Annotated in this window: 15 protein-coding genes, 3 tRNA genes, 1 rRNA gene, 1 other RNA gene and 1 other annotated feature; of the genes, 6 read left to right on the top strand and 14 right to left on the bottom strand. The window is 46.2% G+C overall.

The annotated features are described in order from the left end of the window. Positions 1-163 precede the first annotated feature (163 nt). From J9317_RS00200 to tadA, 10 genes are all read right to left on the bottom strand, one after another. A tRNA-Ala gene (locus J9317_RS00200) sits at positions 164-239 on the bottom strand. A 22-nt stretch (positions 240-261) separates the two neighbouring features. Continuing rightward, a tRNA-Ile gene (locus tag J9317_RS00195) sits at positions 262-338 on the bottom strand. A 94-nt stretch (positions 339-432) separates the two neighbouring features. Continuing rightward, a 16S ribosomal RNA gene (locus J9317_RS00190) occupies positions 433-1,971 on the bottom strand. A 257-nt stretch (positions 1,972-2,228) separates the two neighbouring features. After that, positions 2,229-2,495, bottom strand: a complete 267-nt coding sequence (locus J9317_RS00185) for a pro-sigmaK processing inhibitor BofA family protein (protein WP_211562007.1) — start codon at positions 2,493-2,495, stop codon at positions 2,229-2,231. Between the two features lie 72 nt (positions 2,496-2,567). Further along, positions 2,568-2,786, bottom strand: coding sequence for a YaaL family protein (locus J9317_RS00180; RefSeq protein ID WP_211555594.1), 219 nt, complete (start codon positions 2,784-2,786; stop codon positions 2,568-2,570). A 14-nt stretch (positions 2,787-2,800) separates the two neighbouring features. After that, a complete protein-coding gene (recR, locus tag J9317_RS00175; protein ID WP_211555593.1) occupies positions 2,801-3,397 on the bottom strand; it encodes a recombination mediator RecR in 597 nt (198 codons plus the stop codon). 12 nt (positions 3,398-3,409) lie between these two features. Further along, a complete protein-coding gene (locus J9317_RS00170) occupies positions 3,410-3,733 on the bottom strand; it encodes a YbaB/EbfC family nucleoid-associated protein (RefSeq protein ID WP_035412683.1) in 324 nt (107 codons plus the stop codon). An 18-nt stretch (positions 3,734-3,751) separates the two neighbouring features. After that, positions 3,752-5,443, bottom strand: a complete 1,692-nt coding sequence (gene dnaX, locus J9317_RS00165; protein ID WP_211555589.1) for a DNA polymerase III subunit gamma/tau — start codon at positions 5,441-5,443, stop codon at positions 3,752-3,754. Positions 5,444-5,588: 145 nt separating this feature from the next. Further along, positions 5,589-5,854: signal recognition particle sRNA large type (ffs, locus tag J9317_RS00160), an RNA gene on the bottom strand. 76 nt (positions 5,855-5,930) lie between these two features. Then, positions 5,931-6,428, bottom strand: coding sequence for a tRNA adenosine(34) deaminase TadA (tadA, locus tag J9317_RS00155; RefSeq protein WP_211555587.1), 498 nt, complete (start codon positions 6,426-6,428; stop codon positions 5,931-5,933). Between the two features lie 64 nt (positions 6,429-6,492). Here tadA and J9317_RS00150 point away from each other — a divergent pair, with 64 nt between their 5' ends. The 6 genes from J9317_RS00150 to J9317_RS00125 all read left to right on the top strand — a co-directional run bounded on the left by J9317_RS00150 (position 6,493) and on the right by J9317_RS00125 (position 12,075). Next, positions 6,493-7,038 carry a cysteine hydrolase family protein gene (locus J9317_RS00150; RefSeq protein ID WP_211555585.1) on the top strand — a complete coding sequence of 182 codons (546 nt, stop codon included), beginning with the start codon at positions 6,493-6,495 and terminating at the stop codon, positions 7,036-7,038. A gap of 62 nt (positions 7,039-7,100) precedes the next feature. Continuing rightward, positions 7,101-8,402, top strand: coding sequence for a glycoside hydrolase family 18 protein (locus tag J9317_RS00145; RefSeq protein ID WP_211555582.1), 1,302 nt, complete (start codon positions 7,101-7,103; stop codon positions 8,400-8,402). Between the two features lie 200 nt (positions 8,403-8,602). Then, complete coding sequence (locus J9317_RS00140; RefSeq protein ID WP_211555579.1) at positions 8,603-9,244, top strand: deoxynucleoside kinase; 642 nt, start codon at positions 8,603-8,605, stop codon at positions 9,242-9,244. Further along, positions 9,241-9,909 (top strand): deoxynucleoside kinase, encoded by a 669-nt coding sequence (locus tag J9317_RS00135; RefSeq protein ID WP_211555574.1) that lies wholly within the window; start codon positions 9,241-9,243, stop codon positions 9,907-9,909. The genes J9317_RS00140 and J9317_RS00135 overlap by 4 nt, the downstream gene beginning before the upstream one ends. Before the next feature lie 265 nt (positions 9,910-10,174). Further along, positions 10,175-11,110 (top strand): ABC transporter ATP-binding protein, encoded by a 936-nt coding sequence (locus J9317_RS00130; RefSeq protein WP_211555572.1) that lies wholly within the window; start codon positions 10,175-10,177, stop codon positions 11,108-11,110. After that, entirely contained in the window at positions 11,107-12,075 is a 969-nt protein-coding gene (locus J9317_RS00125) for a DUF2705 family protein (protein WP_211555570.1), read from the top strand. Before J9317_RS00130 ends, J9317_RS00125 begins: the two co-directional genes overlap by 4 nt. Before the next feature lie 196 nt (positions 12,076-12,271). Here J9317_RS00125 and J9317_RS00120 read toward each other — a convergent pair. The 4 genes from J9317_RS00120 to pdxS form a co-directional block, all read right to left on the bottom strand. After that, positions 12,272-12,364: transfer RNA gene (locus J9317_RS00120), tRNA-Ser, on the bottom strand. 68 nt (positions 12,365-12,432) lie between these two features. Next, positions 12,433-13,719 (bottom strand): serine--tRNA ligase, encoded by a 1,287-nt coding sequence (gene serS / locus J9317_RS00115; RefSeq protein ID WP_211555565.1) that lies wholly within the window; start codon positions 13,717-13,719, stop codon positions 12,433-12,435. A 194-nt stretch (positions 13,720-13,913) separates the two neighbouring features. Then, positions 13,914-14,112, bottom strand: a binding site (T-box leader). 53 nt (positions 14,113-14,165) lie between these two features. Beyond that, positions 14,166-14,756 carry a pyridoxal 5'-phosphate synthase glutaminase subunit PdxT gene (pdxT, locus tag J9317_RS00110; RefSeq protein WP_211555564.1) on the bottom strand — a complete coding sequence of 197 codons (591 nt, stop codon included), beginning with the start codon at positions 14,754-14,756 and terminating at the stop codon, positions 14,166-14,168. 16 nt (positions 14,757-14,772) lie between these two features. Then, a complete protein-coding gene (gene pdxS, locus J9317_RS00105) occupies positions 14,773-15,654 on the bottom strand; it encodes a pyridoxal 5'-phosphate synthase lyase subunit PdxS (RefSeq protein ID WP_211555562.1) in 882 nt (293 codons plus the stop codon). Positions 15,655-15,830 lie beyond the last annotated feature (176 nt).

The raw sequence follows: 15,830 nt of genomic DNA, 5'->3' as shown, positions 1-15,830 counted from the left end.
TCTTCGTTAGAGCTGAAAACAGATGTTTTCAGACTTGATGTTCTCTTCATACGCAAGCGCAGAAGAAAATCGTAAGGTTACTTGCTTACTCGTGTGAATGTTTGACATTCATATCGTTATCTAGTTTTCAAAGAACAAGTTTTAGAGACAAAAAAAGTCTCGTTGGTGGAGCCTAGCGGGATCGAACCGCTGACCTCCTGCGTGCAAGGCAGGCGCTCTCCCAGCTGAGCTAAGGCCCCAACGAATTTTAATGTATAAAGATGGTGGGCCTAAATGGACTCGAACCATCGACCTCACGCTTATCAGGCGTGCGCTCTAACCAGCTGAGCTATAGGCCCATCAAAAAGAGAAGCAAGTTCTCTCAAAACTAAACAAAATCGAAGTGCGTCCGTTAATTGCTGCACCACATGGGTGCTGATAATTCTTCCTTAGAAAGGAGGTGATCCAGCCGCACCTTCCGATACGGCTACCTTGTTACGACTTCACCCCAATCATCTGCCCCACCTTAGGAGGCTGGCTCCCTTACGGGTTACCCCACCGACTTCGGGTGTTGCAAACTCTCGTGGTGTGACGGGCGGTGTGTACAAGGCCCGGGAACGTATTCACCGCGGCATGCTGATCCGCGATTACTAGCGATTCCGGCTTCATGCAGGCGAGTTGCAGCCTGCAATCCGAACTGAGAATGGTTTTATGGGATTCGCTTAACCTCGCGGTTTTGCAGCCCTTTGTACCATCCATTGTAGCACGTGTGTAGCCCAGGTCATAAGGGGCATGATGATTTGACGTCATCCCCACCTTCCTCCGGTTTGTCACCGGCAGTCACCTTAGAGTGCCCAACTGAATGCTGGCAACTAAGATCAAGGGTTGCGCTCGTTGCGGGACTTAACCCAACATCTCACGACACGAGCTGACGACAACCATGCACCACCTGTCACTCTGTCCCCCGAAGGGGAACCTTCTATCTCTAGAAGTGGCAGAGGATGTCAAGACCTGGTAAGGTTCTTCGCGTTGCTTCGAATTAAACCACATGCTCCACCGCTTGTGCGGGCCCCCGTCAATTCCTTTGAGTTTCAGTCTTGCGACCGTACTCCCCAGGCGGAGTGCTTAATGCGTTAGCTGCAGCACTAAAGGGCGGAAACCCTCTAACACTTAGCACTCATCGTTTACGGCGTGGACTACCAGGGTATCTAATCCTGTTCGCTCCCCACGCTTTCGCGCCTCAGCGTCAGTTACAGACCAGAGAGTCGCCTTCGCCACTGGTGTTCCTCCACATCTCTACGCATTTCACCGCTACACGTGGAATTCCACTCTCCTCTTCTGTACTCAAGTCCTCCAGTTTCCAATGACCCTCCCCGGTTGAGCCGGGGGCTTTCACATCAGACTTAAAAGACCGCCTGCGCGCGCTTTACGCCCAATAATTCCGGACAACGCTTGCCACCTACGTATTACCGCGGCTGCTGGCACGTAGTTAGCCGTGGCTTTCTGGTTAGGTACCGTCAAGGCGCGGGCAGTGACTCCCGCACTTGTTCTTCCCTAACAACAGAGCTTTACGATCCGAAAACCTTCATCACTCACGCGGCGTTGCTCCGTCAGACTTTCGTCCATTGCGGAAGATTCCCTACTGCTGCCTCCCGTAGGAGTCTGGGCCGTGTCTCAGTCCCAGTGTGGCCGATCACCCTCTCAGGTCGGCTACGCATCGTCGCCTTGGTGAGCCATTACCTCACCAACTAGCTAATGCGCCGCGGGCCCATCTGTAAGTGACAGCATAACCGTCTTTTATCTTCGAACCATGCGGTTCGAAAAGTTATCCGGTATTAGCTCCGGTTTCCCGGAGTTATCCCAGTCTTACAGGCAGGTTGCCCACGTGTTACTCACCCGTCCGCCGCTGACCTCCGAAGAGGTCCGCTCGACTTGCATGTATTAGGCACGCCGCCAGCGTTCGTCCTGAGCCAGGATCAAACTCTCCAAAAAGTAGTTTGACTAGCTCTTGTTTGTTGCTTTAGAATTAACGTTGGCACTTCGATTTGTTTAGTTTTCAAAGAACTTTTTTCATTCACTTCTTATTGAAGCGACTTGATTATCATACCATTTAATTCATCGCCGTGTCAACAGTTATTTTTACTTTTGTTTTTTCGAAATAGCTTATGTATCAGCGACGTATAATAATATACCATCTATTAATCTTGTATGTCAACAAAAAATAAAAGCAAATGGCGAACCATTTGCTTTTATACAAGAATATACGTTTTAATCACGTACAAAGCCGCAATGCCCGGTATGCCGAGCAGCCCGGAAACTGCTGAAGTCCCGGCGTTAATCGGGATGTGAATCCCGATTCCTGATCCTAATGCATTTAATACAAAAAGGAACAAGGCTCCCGCTACAACCTTCACTGCGAGTCTTCCAACCCATTTTATCGGGTTTCGGAATGAGCCGTTCATAAGCAGAAGCACAATGGCTCCGCCGGCTATAGCAAATACGGTAATCGGATTCAAATAATCACTCACCTTCACACTACCTGTTTTGTACAAGCATATGAAACCTGACCGATTATTAGAACTTCCCGTCTACAGATTGATTCGGATCTTCCTTTGTTTTGCTTCTCTTAATAGAAAGAAGTATTTCGACTCCGCCACTTTCAAATCAAAAAGAACTTCTTCAGAAGGTTCTACGCTTTTTTCTACAAGCTGCTTTTGACGATTCCATTCAGATTTATTTTTCATAAGAAGATCGATTAGCTGTTGGTTAAAATCCTGCCTTAACCGTCCTTTTCTTTTGAAAAGCAACAAAAACCCTCCTATTATAGTTCTCTTCTTCCTTCGAGCGCTTTGGACAAAGTCACCTCATCCGCATATTCCAAGTCTCCCCCTACAGGAAGACCGTGAGCAATTCTCGTAATTTTAATGCCTGAAGGTTTTAGCAGGCGGGATATGTACATGGCTGTTGCTTCTCCTTCAATGTTCGGATTCGTGGCAAGAATTACTTCCTGGATCGAATCGTCCTGAAGTCTTTTCAGCAATTCCGGCACTTTAATATCTTCCGGACCGATTCCTTCAATTGGGGAAATGGCACCATGGAGTACATGGTAAAGACCGCTGTATTCCTTCATTTTTTCCATTGCTATGACATCCTTTGGATCCTGGACAACGCATACAACGGAACGGTCCCTTCTTTTATCCTCACATATATAGCATGGGTCCTGATCGGTGATATGGCCGCATACGGAGCAATACGTCAGGTTTCTTTTAGCGTTAACAAGCGCCTTGGCAAAATCCAGGACGGTGTCTTCCTTCATGCCGAGGACAAAAAAGGCCAGACGTACGGCCGTTTTCGGTCCTATGCCTGGCAACTTCATAAAGCTGTCAATCAATTTGGATATAGGTTCAGGATAATGCATAAAGCCTTCCTCCTAGAATAAACCTGGCATATTCATTCCTTTTGTAAATTGACCCATAGTTTGGGAGGTCATTTCTTCTACCTTTTTCAAAGCATCGTTCGTAGCAGCGAGGATTAGATCCTGAAGCATATCGATATCTTCCGGGTCAACAACCTCTTCCTTAATCTTCACGTCGATGATTTCGCGGTTGCCGTTTGCGATTACGACTACCATTCCGCCGCCGGCTGACCCTTCAACTTGCTTTTCAGCAAGCTCTTCTTGAGCCTTCTCCATGTCTTTTTGCATTTTTTGCATTTGTTTCATCATTTTTTGCATATTTCCCATTCCGCCGCGCATTGTAACATCTCCTTAAAGTTAGTCTTTTATTTCAATTAAATCATCGCCAACTAATTTCTTCGCTTCTGCTATGAAGGGATCTTCTTCCTCTTCATTCGCACTTGGATCTTCATCCTTCTGATCCCGAATGAATTCTTCTCTTATTTTACCCCAATCCCTCTCAGGGACGCCAACCATTTCGACTGGTTTGCCAAGTAAATTTGCGAGAATGGCTTCAATGTTGGTTCTGACATCATTGTTGTTCTCAGCAACCATCTTGCAATGAATCTCATACTTGAATTTTAGCACAAATGATTTGGACGATGCCGCAACAGGTTCGCTTTCTCCGATAAGAGCTGCGTGCGAGGCTTTATTCTGGGTGCGAAGCTGGTCAATCATCCCGCTCCAGCTTTTCTTGAGCGTATCAAGATCCTGCCTTGTTGCTTCCTTAAGAATCTCATGAATCCTCCCGGCAGGAACTTTGAAATTGCTTCTTACCATTTTAGCTGCCTTTTGATCACTAGGGGCTTGGGCAGGCTGGCCTGCTGCCACTCCGTTCTTTCTCAGTTCTTTCAGCTCTGCTTCAAGCTGGGAAATCCTCTCCAGCAGGTGCGGATCGGCTGTTCCGGTTTGAACCGTTTTCGCTTGCTCTGTTTCACATAGCTTCACAATCGCCACTTCAAGGAAAATTCTTGGATGGTTTGTCCATTTCATTTCCTGCTGGCTTTTATTCAGGATGTCAATGACCGCGTATAGTTTTTCAGCTTCAGCATCCTTCGCCAGGTCTTTAAACGCATCGTCTACAACGACCCGCTCCAAGGCTTCTTCCAGACTCGGCGCGGTCTTATAAAGAAGCAGATCCCGGTAATAATAAATCAGGTCTTCGATAAACCTTGCGGCGTCTTTCCCCTGATCCATTAACTGGCTCAATATTTGAAGGGCCCCGGAAACCTCTTTTTTGTGAATGGATTGTACGAGTCCGGTCAGCAAATTTTGTGAGACGGAGCCGGTTATGAGCAGGGAATCTTCCAGAGTAACGCGTTCATCGCTGAATGAAATAGCCTGATCAAGAAGACTGAGTGCATCACGCATACCGCCGTCGGCTGCCCGCGCAATCACGTGAAGCGCTTCTTCCTCCGCTTCAGCCTCCTGCTCTTCCATAACCGTTTTCATGCGGTCCACAATATCTTGAGAGGTAATTCTCTTAAAATCAAATCGCTGACAGCGCGAGATAATGGTTAAGGGGATTTTATGAGGCTCAGTTGTAGCGAGAATAAAGATGACATGTTTTGGCGGCTCTTCAAGTGTTTTAAGCAGCGCATTAAAGGCGCCCATGGAAAGCATGTGAACCTCATCTACTATGTATACTTTATATTTAACCGCAGAAGGAGCATATTTTACTTTGTCCCGGATGTCGCGAATCTCATCCACGCCATTATTGGATGCCGCATCAATTTCGAGCACATCCGAAATGGAACCATCAGCAATTCCTGCGCATGACGGACATTCTCCGCACGGCTCGGCTACAGGTGCTTTCTCGCAGTTGACTGCTTTGGCAAAAATTTTGGCCGCGCTTGTTTTCCCAGTTCCCCGAGGGCCTGAAAACAAATAAGCATGGGAGAATTTGCTGTGAAGCAGGGCATTTTGCAATGTGCGGGTAATATGATTCTGGCCGGCAACATCCTGAAAGAACTGCGGTCTGAATACACGATATAATGCTTGATAGCCCACAAAAGCCCCCTCCTTTTTATTCGTAGTGGAAATCCAATATGTATTATAACCCACTGCAGGCACACAGAAAAGCCGGGTCCTTTTTCTATCATTATACAGAAAAACTCACCCTATAAGGGTGAGTGTTCTATTATTATTATAACTGCCGTGCACCTTTCGTCGATTAGCGGCCACAAGCGTTACTCAAGCAGTTAGCTCGGCCCAGGCTGTCCCGCGGCACATGAAAGCTTCCACTTAATGCTGCTTCCTTCCGGACCTGACATGGTTCATGGATTTCCATTGCGCAGGACCCAGACGTCAACACCACTTACTTGAGGGCAGACCCTGCAGTCAACTAACCTCGGAAAGGGATTCGGCCTCGCTAGAGCGGATTGCGAGTACAGGGCACCGCTACCTCCCCGCTTAGCACGGCAAAATTGATACCTATTAGAAGTGCGTCTTATCGGACGCATAATTTAGTATACTCTGATTCCGAAAAAAAATCAATTCAAGGCAGATGTAAATTTTTTGAAATAGATTTTTCGGATTTCTTCCGTTCCCGAAGCTGCCTGAAAAAATTGGAAAGCAGCTTGCCGCACTCTTCCCTGAGCACTCCCTCTTCCACTTCAACCTGGTGATTAAAGCGCTCCTCCTGAAGAAGATTCATCAGGGTTCCTGCACAGCCGCCTTTCGGATCAGGAGCACCAAACACCACCCGCTCCACTCTTGACAGCACGATTGCCCCTGCACACATCGGGCAAGGTTCAAGAGTGACGTACAGCGTCGCCCCCTCCAGTCTCCACGTTCCAAGCTTCCTGCATGCTTCATCAATTGCCAGAATTTCTGCGTGAGCAATGGCGCGCTGCTCGGTTTCTCTTAAATTGTGGGCAGCTGAAACAACTTCTCCTTCACGGACGATCACTGCTCCGATTGGAACCTCCTGGACAGCCTCTGCCTTTTTGGCCTCTTCAATTGCCAGCTTCATAAACCATTCATCTGATTTCATGTTCCGCTCCTTACTTATAGAACAAATTAAACCTGCATACCCTAACTTTAAAGGAGAGGACAAGATGAGTCAAAACCATAAAGCCGCATTACTCATTATCGACATGATTAATGACTTTCAATTCGGATACGGTCCAGAGCTTGCAGAAAAAGCAGCGGCTATTGCAAAGCCTCTCTCTAAATTAAAAAAGAAGGCCGTTTCAAGAGGCATTCCCGTCATTTATATTAATGACCATTATGAGCTGTGGCAGGCCAATTTGGAAAAAATCATGAAGAAGTGCCGCAACCCGCTGAGTGCGCCTGTTATGGAAGCCATTGCACCCGGTGATGATGATTATTTTTTGATCAAGCCGAAGCATTCGGCCTTCTATGGAACAGCGCTGAACACTCTTTTGTACCATTTAAAAGTCGATACCCTCATTTTAACCGGTCTTGCCGGAAACATATGCGTCCTTTTTACAGCAAATGATGCTTATATGCGCGGGTACAGCCTGATCGTCCCGCCGGACACGATGGCATCCGTCAGTGAAGAGGATGAACAATACGCACTCCGGATGATGGAGAACGTATTGAAAGCGAAGCTTGAGCCAAGCGATCAGATTAAGCTCTAGCATAGTCAGCAAGCCGTGCTCATATTCTTCTATAGATAGAAGCAGTGTGAGGAGGGCATCATATGCAGATCTATGTTGTTAAACAGGGAGACACCATTACAAACATTGCCTTTCGCTATGGAACAGCCGCCAAAGATATAGAGGAAGCCAATCAGCTGCCCAATCCAGATCAGCTCGTGGTTGGGCAGGCGCTTGTCATTCCGATCGTAGGCCGATTTTATACGATTAAACGGGGCGATACGCTATGGACGGTCTCAAGGCTCTTTTCCATCAATCCAGTGCAGCTCGCCAGCATTAACCGGCTGAATCCCAATAGTCCTTTGCAGATCGGTTTCAGGCTTTATATCCCGGAACCGCCAAAAAGCAAAGCTGAATTTAATGCCTACCTTGAGCCTGCCCAGGATCAGGTAACCGAAGAGCAAAAGCAAAGCGCCAGAGAGGCAGCCCCCTACTTAACCTATCTAGGACCGTTTAGTTTCCGGATTCAAAAGGACGGTTCTTTGAAGGAGCCCCCTCTGGATAGTCTTCCGGAAATCGCATCCGCCAACAGCGTTACCTTAATGATGATTGTGACTAATTTGACAGATGAAGGCTTCAGTGATGAAATTGGAAGAATTGTCTTAAATGATCAGCAAGTTCAAAACAAGCTGCTGGAGGATATAACCGTTAAGGCGAAAAAATACGGATTCCGCGACATCCATTTTGATATGGAATATTTGAGGCCTCAAGATAAAGAGGCTTACAATGCTTTCCTTAGAAAAGCGAAGCAGCGGTTCCAGAAAGAAGGCTGGCTCCTATCTACTGCTCTGGCCCCAAAAACAAAAGCCGATCAAAAGGGCAAATGGTATGAGGCGCATGACTACAAAGCCCATGGCCAGATTGCGGACTTCGTTGTGCTGATGACATACGAATGGGGATATAGCGGAGGCCCTCCGATGGCTGTATCGCCAATCAATCAAGTGAAAGAAGTGCTGGATTATGCGTTAACTGAAATGCCCGGCTCCAAGATTATGATGGGACAGAACTTGTATGGCTATGATTGGACGCTCCCCTTTAAACCTGGAGGAGAATTTGCAAAAGCCATCAGTCCCCAGCAGGGAATAAAACTCGCCGCAAAGTATAATGCCGCTATTCAATACAGCCAGAAGGATCAAGCCCCCCACTTCAGCTATCGTGATGAAAACGGGAAAGATCATGAGGTTTGGTTTGAAGATGCACGCTCCATTCAGGCAAAATTTAATCTTGTGAGGCAGCTGAAACTGAGAGGGGTGAGCTACTGGAAGCTCGGTCTTTCTTTTCCTCAAAATTGGCTTCTGATTCAGGATCAGTTCGAAGTTGAAAAAAAGACAGTTCCGTCCCGCTGAACTGTCTTTCTTTTTTTTCGGTTCCTTCCTCATAAAAAAACAATTCCCCCAAAATGGAAACCGCTGTGATAAAATAAAGTTTGTCTTTTTTAAAAAAGTTGTCGAATATTGCACACATCCATCTATTCTGTCTGCACCATGCAGGCTCATCATACCAGTATACGTGTTTCTGATTGAATTGCAGCAAAGGAGGAACCGGCATGAAAGGAGTACCCTTCATTACCGTTGAAGGTCCTATTGGCGTGGGCAAAACCTCTCTCGCCAAAGCGATTTCGGACCATTATCGCTATCAGCTTTTGAAAGAAATTGTGGATGAAAATCCATTTTTGGGGAAGTTTTATGAAAACATTGACGAGTGGAGTTTCCAGACAGAGATGTTTTTCCTATGCAACCGGTATAAACAGCTGGAGGAAATCAATTCTGATTACCTCCAGCGGGCCCAGGCGGTTGTAGCAGATTATCATATATACAAAAATCTGATCTTCGCTAAACGCACACTGAAGGACGAGCAGTATAAGAAATACATTCAAATTTATGATATTTTGACAAGCGACATGCCTAAACCGAATATCATTCTGTATTTGAGTGCGAGCCTTGATACTCTTCTTGAAAGAATTTCTTTGCGCGGAAGAGATATTGAAAAGAACATTGACCCAAGCTACCTGGAGCAGCTCTCAGCCGACTATGAGACTGCGATGTCTCAATGGGAACAAATTAATCCCGAGATTCCAATCCTCCGTTTTAATGGGGACGAGCTTGATTTTGTCCACCGTCCTGAGGATTTAACGTATATCCTTAAACGCCTCGATGATTATTTGCTAAAAGGAGTAAGCCATTCATGAATCTACGTGATCAGTACCAAATACCAAAGGATGCGGTTATAACGATAGCCGGAACGGTTGGAGTCGGAAAATCAACAATGACGAACGCCCTTGCCGAAGCTTTGAATTTCCGCACATCCTTTGAAAAAGTTGATACCAATCCTTACCTTGATAAATTTTACGCAGACTTTGAGCGATGGAGCTTTCACCTGCAAATTTACTTCCTTGCCGAGCGTTTCAAAGAACAAAAGAGAATCTTTGAATACGGCGGCGGATTTGTTCAGGATCGTTCCATTTATGAAGACACAGGCATTTTTGCCAAAATGCATTATGAAAAAGGAACAATGACTGAAGTCGATTACGAAACCTACACGAATCTCTTCGAAGCCATGGTCATGACTCCTTATTTCCCTCACCCGGATCTTCTCATCTACCTGGAAGGAAGCCTTGAGGATATTTTAGGAAGAATCGAAAAGCGCGGAAGACCTATGGAACAGCAAACTCCCATTTCCTATTGGGAGGAAATGCATGCGCGCTATGAAAACTGGATTAACAGCTTCAATACATGTCCTGTTATGCGCTTAAATATCAGCGATTATGACATTATGGCTAACGGAGGTTCCGTTGAGCCTATTTTAGAGAAGATCAGCTACTTTATGAAGCAATCCCGCAAGCTAAAAAGATAAAAAACAAGGATAAGTTAAAGCATGATGTTGATTTGTTAACACCTGTTGATTGGAGCGGAGGACGTGAGACTCCTGCTTAGAGAACCGGGACAGGTGAGACCCCGCAGGCGGAAAGCGATCGCCCGCTAGCTGCAATCAACAGCCGAATTTAACAGAGCTAAAAACAAAAAGACCTGACGATTTTAAATCGCCGGGTCTTTTTTTGGAACTTTTTCCAGCTGTTGTCCGTATTAAAGCTATCCCGGACGAAAAAGGAGGAAATGACTTGTCATATGTACTGGAAGTCCAAGGATTGAAAAAGAAAATCGGCAAGCGATACATAGTGAATGATGTGAACTTCAGAGTGGAAGAGGGAGAAATATTCGGTCTGCTCGGGCCGAACGGCGCAGGAAAAACAACAATCATCCGAATGATTACCGGTCTGATTAACCGGACAGACGGGAACGTGCTAATCAGAGGCAAGAGTGTAGATACGAGCTTTAAGGAATCCATGAAGGAGCTGGGGGCGATTGTAGAAAATCCCGAATTCTATAAGTTTATGTCCGGGTACGCCAACTTAAAGCACTACGCAAGAATGGCTTTGGAGCCTATTTCAGAAGAAAGAATAAAAGAAGTGATCCAGCTGGTAATGCTTGATGGTGCCATTCATCAAAAAGTGAGAACCTATTCACTGGGAATGAGGCAGCGGCTTGGAGTTGCCCAGGCTCTTTTGCACAATCCTTCCTTGCTGATTTTGGATGAACCGACAAATGGATTGGATCCGCAAGGCATGAAAGAACTAAGAGACTATTTAAAAACGCTGGCCCAGAGCGGGACATCGGTTCTCGTATCCTCGCATATCTTAGGGGAAATGCAGCTGATGTGCGATCGTTTTGCCATCATTGAAAAGGGTGTTCTGACACATGTGTCATCCATGGAAGACACGAATCTTGCCGCAGCAGAAGAAATGAGGGAAGTGCTGCTTACCGTCAGCTCAGCGGCAGAAGCAGCAGCCCTGCCCGGATTAAGCTCCCTTTCTGAAAACTTAGCGATTACCGGTGATGGAACGCTAAAATTTTCAGCAAAATACGAGTCTCTTCCATTAATCATTAAAGAATTAACGGAGAACGGAATTCTCGTTTATGAGATGACTCCTGTCAAAAAATCATTGGAAGACCGTTTCCTTGAGCTGACAAGAGAAAAGGAGGAGGCCCTCTCATGATGAATTTAGTAAAAAATGAATGGATTAAGATCTTTGCAAAGAAATCATCTTGGATTTATTTTATTCTGCTGGCTGTATTTCTCATTATCATGACTGTCGCAACAGCCTATATCGATCAAGAGAAAACAGAATCGAACTGGCGTCCCGGTGTTGAGCAGGAGATCGCTGATTTAAATCAGCAGCAAAAGGATCCAAAGCTTGATGCTGGTGAGAAAGAAGATCTCGCCCAGCAAGCGGCTGAAAAACAGTTCTACTTGGATAAGAACGTGAACCCTGCTTTAAAAAGCAACTGGCAATATGCAAATGCTGACGGGGTTGCTCTCTTCTCAACCGTCGCCTTATTCTGTGTCATCATCGCGAGTACGAGTGTAGCTTCAGAGTTTTCGGATGGGACCATTAAGCAGCTCCTGATCCGCCCGCATCGCAGGTGGAAAATTCTTTTGTCCAAATACATTTCGGTCGTCGCGTACTCTTTTCTGCTTCTGCTATTCCTAGCGGCAGCAAACGTTATTGCGGGAACCTTCCTATACGGGGCAGGAGATTTCGGTGCAAAAATTGCTGAAACCCCCATGACCTTCAGCGGCGGAGAACCTGTAATTGCAGCCGTGGGAAATATGTATATCGAAAAGATTCTGCTATTCATTCCAAATCTGATTATGGTGGTTACGATTTCCTTTATGCTGTCCACTCTCTTCAAGAGCCAATCCATGGCAGTGGGCTTTGGAATTTTCGTTCTTTTCATGAACAGTGCATTAAACATAGGTGTTCAGCTCCTGATCGGCTTAAAACAGGAATGGGCTAAGCTGCTGCTGTTCCCTCATCTTGAGCTGATGCAATTCTCAGCGGCGGAGGAAATCCTCCCAGGTGTGACGCTTATGTTTTCATTGGCGGTGCTTCTCGTTTACTATATTATTTTTATGGCCATCACCTTCTTCTTCTTTCAAAGGAAGGATGTTAGTATTTAAACAAACAAAAAGGATGCCTTCTCGGGCATCCTTTTACTTTCACCATAGAACAAAAGTGCAGAAGCTGGACGGAGATACAGCTAGTAATACTTAGCCACTCATTTTATAATTTCCTAAACAATAAAAAATCCGCTGCACAAAATGTGCAGCGGACCAGACAATCTCCAATTTATATGCGCGTAACATAATAATTAAATGGAGGAGGAAGGGGGATTCGAACCCCCGCGAGGTTTGACCCTCCTGTCGGTTTTCAAGACCGATCCCTTCAGCCGGACTTGGGTATTCCTCCGTGTCGACAAGAATAAATATATCAAATCATAAAATCCTTGTCAACACACTATTTAAGAAAAGTTTAATTTATTTGCCTGCAGGCTTAATAACTTCTTTATTTCCCATATATGGGCGAAGGACTTCAGGAATAATGACGCTGCCGTCCTCCTGCTGATAGTTCTCAAGAATGGCTGCCACTGTGCGTCCAAGCGCCAAACCAGATCCATTCAGTGTATGAACCGGCTCCGGTTTTGCCTTCGGCTCCGGACGGAAACGGATATTCGCACGGCGCGCCTGGAAAGATTCAAAATTACTGCAAGAAGAAATCTCACGATAAGAACCGTAGCTTGGAATCCATACTTCCAAATCGTATTTTTTCGCAGCCGTAAATCCAAGGTCCGCTGTACACATACTCATTACCCGGTAAGGAAGGTTTAGAAGCTGAAGAACCTTCTCAGCATGACCTGTCAGGTTTTCAAGCTCCTGGTAAGAGTTCTCCGGCTTAACAAACTTCACAAGCTCTACTTTGTTAAATTGGTGCTGACGGATGAGTCCGCGTGTATCTCTGCCTGCAGATCCTGCTTCAGAACGGAAGCATGCACTGAACGCTGTGTAGCTGATCGGGAGCTGAGACGCCTCGAGGATTTCATCGCGGTGCATGTTCGTGACTGGCACTTCAGCAGTCGGAATCAGGAAGTAGTCCTCTTCTCTGATCTTAAATGCATCCTCTTCAAATTTAGGCAGCTGGCCTGTTCCCGTCATGCTTGCCCGGTTCACCATGTATGGAGGCAGAATTTCTGTATATCCATGCTCATCGTTGTGAAGATCCATCATGAAGTTCAGCAGCGCACGTTCAAGGCGGGCCCCCAAGCCTTTATAGAATACAAAGCGGCTTCCTGTTACTTTAGCAGCTCTCTCAAAGTCCACAATGTCTAAATAGTCTGCCACATCCCAATGTGCTTTCGCTTCAAAAGCAAACTCGCGGATTTCTCCCCATTTGCGGATTTCAATATTATCATCCTCTGAATCCCCTTGCGGCACACTTTCATGCGGGATATTTGGAATAGAAAGAAGCAGTTTTTCCAGCGTTTCTTCCACTCCGCGCAATTCCTCATCGATTTCTTTGATGCGGTCTCCAACCTCACGCATTTCCTTGATCATATCATCTGCATCTTTTTTCTCTTTTTTAAGAGCAGCAATTTGACCGGATACTTCATTCCGTTTGCTTTTCAGATCCTCAGTAGCGACAATCAGCTCGCGTCTTTTAGAATCAAGCTCTTCAAATTTTTCAAAATCCGTTAAATCTTCTCCTCGAAAAGACAGCTTTTGTTTAACTTCTTCGAAATTTTGACGCAAGTATTTAATATCCAGCACAGTAATCTCTCCCTTTTTTAATAATTAAGCTCTGTTAAACTTGGCTGTTGATTGCAGCTAGCAGGCGTTCGCTTTCCGCGGGGCGGGCGGTGTGTACCTTGCGCTTGCGGGGGCCACACCTGTCCCTCTGCTCAGGAGTCTCCCTTCTTCCACGGCTTAAACCTAGCCAAAAAACAAAAAACTCCCGTCCCCAATAAAGGGACGAGAGTTAACCCGCGATGCCACCCTAATTGAAGACCGAAGTCTTCCAGCTCTGCATGATAACGGCCATGACCGGAAGCATTTCAATGCTTCACTCGAGGACGGATTCACAAACTTCCAGCACCGGTTCGCACCACCCACCGGCTCTCTTAAGAAGGAACATTCGCTACTGCTTCCTGTCAATGTTTTAACGATTTCTTTGATAGTTCATAATTTACTACAAGTCTGAACCAGTTTCAACCTTTTTATGCAGAAGCTTTTTCTTTTGATTCTTTCACCATCTCAAGGAATAGCTGCGTCATCCGGTGGTCATCGGTCAGTTCCGGATGAAAAGAGCAGCCGAGAAGGTGGCCCTGTCTCGCAGCGACGATTCTCCCATTGTGTTTGGAGAGGACTTCGACATTCTCTCCAGCCTCCACAATATGAGGAGCGCGAATAAACACGCCCGTAAAATGATCCCCGACTCCTGTGATGGTCAGGTCTGCTTCAAAGCTTTCCCGCTGGCGGCCGAACGAATTGCGCTCGACCTTGATATCCATGACCGCCAGATGTCCTTCCTCGTAGCCGACAATCTCCGAAGCCAGAATAATCAGCCCTGCACACGTTCCGAATACCGGCTTGCGGCTTGATGTAAACTGGCGGAGCGGTTCCATAAATCCGTATTTGTCAATCAGGCGGCGCATTGTCGTACTCTCTCCGCCCGGAATAATCAATCCGTCTATTTCATTCAGCTGCTCAGGCCGCTTAATCGTAACGGCTTTCCCTCCGCTTGCTTCAATGGAACGAATATGCTCGCGGAAAGCTCCTTGCAGTCCTAATACTCCAATTGTATACATTTTGCAAAACTCCTTTTTACCAGCCGCGCTCCTGCATACGGTTTTCAGGCAGCAGTGTGGAAATTTCAATTCCCTTCATCGCTGTTCCAAGGCCTTTAGACAATTCAGCGATTAGCGCATAGTCTTCATAATGAGTCGTAGCTTCAACAATCGCACGGGCAAATTTAGCCGGGTTTTCGGATTTGAAGATCCCGGATCCTACAAAAACTCCGTCAGATCCAAGCTGCATCATAAGAGCAGCATCTGCTGGAGTTGCTACACCGCCAGCCGCGAAGTTAACAACCGGCAAACGGCCTTCTCTTTTAATTTGAAGAAGAAGCTCATATGGTGCGCCTAATAGTTTAGCTTCTGTCATCAGTTCATCTTCATTCATGCCTGCCACCTTGCGGATCTGAGCATTCACTTTACGAATGTGGCGGACAGCCTCTACAATGTTTCCAGTACCAGGCTCTCCCTTTGTGCGAAGCATGGATGCACCTTCGCCGATGCGTCGTGCTGCTTCACCCAGGTCACGGCAGCCGCAAACGAAAGGTACAGTATAATCACGTTTATTCAAGTGGTATTCTTCATCAGCAGGAGTCAAAACTTCACTCTCATCGATGTAATCAACGCCCATAGCTTCCAATACACGGGCTTCTACGATATGTCCGATTCTGGCTTTTGCCATTACCGGAATGGAGACAGCTTTCATTACTTCTTCGATAATCGTAGGGTCAGCCATCCTTGCTACTCCGCCGGCTGCACGGATATCGGCAGGAACGCGCTCAAGAGCCATAACGGCTACTGCGCCGGCTTCCTCTGCGATTTTAGCCTGCTCTGCATTCACAACGTCCATAATAACGCCGCCTTTTTGCATTTCTGCCATGCCGCGTTTTACTCGATCTGTACCTGTATTCATTGTAAATCCCCCTCTATACTCAACATTGTAGTTTATGAAATCATATCCTCTATTTTATCTCATATCCCCGAATAATCCTATACTATTATACAGATACATATTCAATATTCTAAAAGTTCACTGTAAAAGCTTCCAATAGCTAAAAAAGACACCCTCTTCGAGGTGTCTTTTTCTTC

The sequence above is a fragment of the Metabacillus flavus genome (genome assembly GCF_018283675.1).
Classification (GTDB): domain Bacteria; phylum Bacillota; class Bacilli; order Bacillales; family Bacillaceae; genus Metabacillus_B; species Metabacillus_B flavus.
The sequence above is the reverse complement of the archived record's forward strand: the minus strand, read 5'-3'. Positions and strand labels throughout refer to the sequence as shown.